Below are 4,744 nucleotides of genomic sequence, written 5' to 3' on the forward strand. Positions count from 1 at the left end.
GTACGTCTCGGCCGCGAGCCGGGCCGCGTCCTCGGCGGCCGCCGCCCGCTCGGTCTCGGCGGTGGCGGCGCGCTGCGCGGCGGCCGCCTCCTCGGCGCGGGCCCGGGAGAGGGCGAGCTGGGCGCCGTTGTAGGCCTCCACGGCCTGCTCGGTGGTGCGCGCGGCGCGGTCCAGCTCGACCCGGGCGGCGGTGAGTGCGGCCTCCAGGGCGGCGGCCGTGGCGGCCTTGCGCTCCTCCTCGGCCCGGGCCCGGTCGATCTCCTCGGTGGTCGGGTACGGCTCCTCGTCCCCGGCCCGGTCGGCCGCCGGTCCGCCGACGGGCCGGTCGCCGACGACCGGTTCGCCGGGGGCCGGGGCGGCCTGGGCCGCGGGGAGCAGCCCGAGCAGGGCGGTGAGGGACAACAGGAGGATCGGCAGGAGCCTGCGCGCCACGCGACATCCCTTCTGACGGGTCCGGAGGGGACGGCGTCGGACGGCGCGCGGCGCACGGGCGGACGGACGGCCCGGGGGCGGCGGAGGAGTCCGATGAATCATCCCATCACGTGACAGAACGGTCACATGACGCTCATGTTCTCAATTCCGGCGGCCTTCACACCTGGAAAGCGCTCCGCCGGTCGGGTGACCATCCGATGATCCGACCGAGCCTCGGCTCCGAGCGGGGCACCGGGGCGGAGCCGAGTCGGGCACCGGGGCGGAGCGGGACGGACGGTGCCGGGCCCCGGGAGGGCGGTCTACCGGGCGATCCGGCGGGTGTGCGTCCGCAGCCGGGGGTGCCGCTCGGGCCGGCTCTCCAGCCCGGTCGGACCGACGGCGAGGGCCCTGATGCGCCCGGCCCGCACGGTACGGCGGCGCTGCTGGGCCAGCCGGGAACGGGCCGGACCGGCCTCGACCGCCCCGGCCGCCTCGTCCGCCGCGCCCCGGGACTTCCCCGCCGTCCCGGTGGCGGCCGCCGAGCGGCGGTCGGCCAGCCGGGCCTGACGGCGGGCCAGCGCCCGGGCCGCGTGCGCGTCGAGGTGGGCGGTGGCCCGGGCGGCCATCCGCTCGGCCACCCGGTGCGCGGCCGGGTGGTTGGCGGGCACCTTGTCGGGGGCCCCGGCGATCAGGTCGAAGAGCCAGGTGCGGGCCCGGTCCGCGCGCCGGTGCAGCAGGCGCTCGCGCCGCAGCGCGCGCGCCCGGCGGCGGGGGCGCGAGGCGTACCGCCAGCGGGCCCACGGGCTGCTCGTGCGGGCCAGCCGGATCGCCCCGATCCAGGACAGGCCGGGGACCATGATCCCGAGCAGGCCGGTCCACACCTTGCCCTTGAGCAGGGTGATCACCGAGGCCAGCGAGTTCACCGAGATGATCGTGACCAGGCCCCACCTGGTCTCCTCGCCCGGCACCACGCCGAACGGCACGTACCCGACCAGCAGCAGGGAGGTGAACAGGATGCCGAAGATCACCGCGTCCACCGACTTGCGGCCCTGTTCGCTCCAGTACACGTCGTCCAGGTGCAGGATCAGCGCGAACTCGTCCAGCACCAGGCCGCAGCCGATGCCGAAGGCCAGGCCGAACCAGTCGATCCACGGGTGCCCGCCGTAGGTGGCGAACACCCCGATGCCGCCGAGCAGCAGGAAGCCCAGGCCGAACACCATGTGGTGGATGTGCAGGCCGCCCGGGGTCACGTTGCCCGGCCACCAGCGCACCTTGGCGCGGATCATCCGGACGCTGAACCGGATGAAGACGAAGGAGGTGATGAATCCGACCAGCAGCAGGAACAGCGGTTGCTTGTGCGCGGCGACGACGTGGTCGCGGTAGCCGTCCAGCAGTGTCGTCATGGGTCTTACCTTCGTTCCTGGTCCTGCGTCCTGCCTGCCGCGACGTGGCCCGGGGCCCACATCGCGCCCAACACCGGGCCGACGGCCGTCAGAACCCTCGGGTGCGCTTGGCCGCCCGGCGCGGCATGACCGGGTAGAGCGACGGGCGCTCGGCGCCGACCGGCAGTTTCAGGAACAGCCGGGCGATCTCCCCGCCGAGGTTCACCCCGACCGCCAGCGCCATCGCGATCGCCGCCGCCCGGAAGACCGACACCAGGCCGGCGCTGGAGTGCCCCTGGGCGAAGGCGAGCATCCCGAGGTAGAGCGCCGAACCGGGCATCAGCGGGCCGATCGCGGCGGTCACGTACGGCAGCGCCGAGCCGTTGCGGTAGCGCGCCATCAGCTGGCCGAAGAGGCCGACCAGCCCGGCCGCCACGCCGGTCGCCGCGATCGGGTTGACGCCCGCGTTGTACACCAGCGCGCCGTAGCTGGCCCAGCCGATGCCGCTGTTGACGGTCACCAGGGCCAGCGCGCGGCGGTCGGTCTGCAGCAGCGTCGCGAAGGCCAGGGTCAGCAGCATCGCGGCGACCATCTGGACCGGCGGGTAGCTGACGCCCACCAGGCTCTCGTCCGGGCGCAGGTTCGCCTCGAAGCCGACGCCCAGGTAGAGGATCACCATCACGCCGATCACGATGCCCGCGACCAGGTAGATCACTTCCAGCAGGCGGGCCGCGGCGGTGATGTAGAAGCCGGTCAGACCGTCCTGCACGGCGGCGACCAGGGCGCGCCCGGGCAGCAGGGCGAACAGGCCGCCGGTGATCACGACCGAGCCGCGCAGGCCCCAGTCGTTGAGCGAGAGGATGATGCCGGAGGCGGCGGCCGGCATCGCGGCGGCCACGAACTGGTAGAACTCCGGCAGCCGGCGCCGGGCCAGCGCCGAGGCCAGCCGGTCGCCGAGGACGGCCGCGACGAAGGCGCTCGCGAACACCAGCCAGGCCTTGTCGTCCATCCGCCCGCCGACCAGGAAGGTCGCCGCGCCGGCCAGCAGGCCGGTGGTCAGGGCGAGGAACCAGGCCGGGTACGGGTGCCGGTTGCGGCGGATCACCGCGAGCCGGCGGTAGGCGTCGTTGACCGTCACCTTCTCCGCGGTGATGTCCGCGACCAGCTCGTACACCGCGTCGAGCCGGGTGTAGTCGGAGGTGCGGCGGCGCACCACGCGGTCGGCGGTGACCGGCGGCTCGACCAGCGAGGGCTGGTACGAGATGCCGATCAGCGTGAAGGTGACCTGCGGCTCGCAGCGGTCCAGCCGGTAGGCGTGGGCGATGCCGAGCATCGCCGCCTCGACGTCCTCGGCGGCCTCGCCGCTGGCCAGCAGCAGCTCGCCGATGCGCAGCGTCAGGTCGAGGATGCGCGGGACGTTGCGGGTGACGGCCGCGGAGGGGTGCATCTCGCGGGCGGTGCGCTCGAAGGCGGGCCGCTCGGACATCGGGGTCCGCAGCAGGGTGCGCATCCGGTCCGGCCAGGGCGCCTCGCCGGGGGCGCCGGCGGTCAGGTCCGGGACGGGGATGCCGGTGGGCGGGGTGTAGCCGGCCGCCCGCCACTCCTCGGGGGTGAGGGTGTCCTCGGCGACCGAGCGGCGGCGGACCGGGCGCTCGGGCTCGGCCCGGCCGGTGTCGGTCCGTCCCGTGTCGGTCCGTCCGGTGTCGGCCCGGCCAGTGTCGGCGCGGGCCGCCGACGCGGGCACCTGCTCGGGCACCGGCGTCGGTTCCGGCGTCGGCTCTGGTTCGGGGGCCAGCAGGCCCTTGGTCTCCGGGAGGGCCGGGGGGAGCGGCACGACGGTGGTGGCGTCGGCCGGCGGGGCGGGGTGGCCGAGCAGGCCCTCGGTGGGCGGCGCGTCGGCGGGGTGCACCGGCTTCGGGGGTGCCTGCCGCGCCTGTCGGACCGCCCGGCCTCCCCTCGCCCGCTTGCCCGCACCCGGTCGGCCCCGCTTAGGCACTTCCGCTCCTTGCCGCCCCTGGTGGCCGCCGGCCACCGTTCGATCTCGGGTTACACCTTGCCTGATCGAACAGTCCGACGCACATGTACGCGGCGTCACGTGGCCGGAGCGGCGGACGCCTACCCGGCGCGGTGGCGGGCGGCGGCGGACTTGCCGGAACGGCGGGCCCGCAGCAGTTCGATCGCCACCGGGATCACCGAGACCAGCACGATGCCGACCAGGATGGCCTCGATGTTGTCCCGGACGAAGGGGATCTGCCCCAGGAAGTAGCCGAGCACGGTGACGCCGGCGCCCCACAGCACGCCGCCGACCAGGTTGTACACGACGAAGGTGCGGTAGTTCATCCTGCTCACCCCGGCGACGATCGGGGTGAAGGTGCGCACGATCGGCACGAAGCGGGCCAGCACGATCGCCTTGGGGCCGTGCCGGTCGAAGAAGGCGGCGGCCTTCTCGACGTTCTCCTGCTTGAAGATCCGGGAGTCGGGGCGGCGGAAGAGGCTCGGGCCGACCTTGCGGCCGAAGAGGTAGCCGACCTGGTCCCCGGCCACCGCGGCGGCCACGATCAGCGCGCACATCAGCCAGAGCGGCTGGTGCAGGTAGGTGCCGTCGGCCACCAGCAGGCCGGTGGTGAACAGCAGCGAGTCCCCCGGCAGGAAGAAGCCGATCAGCAGACCGGACTCGGCGAAGACGATGGCCAGGATGCCGATCGGACCGAAGGTGGAGATCAGGTTGGTCGGATCGAGCCAGGACGGGCCGAGGGCGAGGCTGGTCACGGTGCGGGCACTCCGGGGGTCGGGTCTTGGCAATGAAACAGTAAAGCATTGACAAAGACTCGGCACGGGGCCGGATGGTTCCCGCCCTGCGGCGCGGGTGGCCGGCGGCGCGGCGGCCGACCGCGCGGGTGGCCGGCGGCGCGGCGGCCCGGGGAACGCGGCGGCCCCGGGGGGGGGGCCGG

At 74.6% G+C, this 4,744-nt stretch carries 4 protein-coding genes; all 4 read right to left on the reverse strand.

Going from position 1 to position 4,744, the window contains the following annotated elements:
• The coding region (locus tag ABZW03_RS37475; protein ID WP_355268849.1) for a hypothetical protein at positions 1-432 on the reverse strand (432 nt) is incomplete at its 3' end.
• Positions 433-731: 299 nt separating this feature from the next.
• Positions 732-1,814 (reverse strand): hypothetical protein, encoded by a 1,083-nt coding sequence (locus tag ABZW03_RS37480; RefSeq protein ID WP_355268851.1) that lies wholly within the window; start codon positions 1,812-1,814, stop codon positions 732-734.
• 88 nt (positions 1,815-1,902) lie between these two features.
• Positions 1,903-3,702, reverse strand: a complete 1,800-nt coding sequence (locus ABZW03_RS37485; RefSeq protein ID WP_355268853.1) for a threonine/serine exporter family protein — start codon at positions 3,700-3,702, stop codon at positions 1,903-1,905.
• A 206-nt stretch (positions 3,703-3,908) separates the two neighbouring features.
• Entirely contained in the window at positions 3,909-4,562 is a 654-nt protein-coding gene (locus ABZW03_RS37490; protein WP_355268855.1) for a VTT domain-containing protein, read from the reverse strand.
• Positions 4,563-4,744 lie beyond the last annotated feature (182 nt).

The organism is Kitasatospora sp. NPDC004799 (assembly GCF_040609095.1).
Classification (GTDB): domain Bacteria; phylum Actinomycetota; class Actinomycetes; order Streptomycetales; family Streptomycetaceae; genus Kitasatospora.

Coding starts and splice junctions, on each gene's coding strand:
- ABZW03_RS37480 (WP_355268851.1), bottom strand. CDS start 1,814: ATGACGACACTGCTGGACGGCTACCGCGACCACGTCGTCGCCGCGCAC.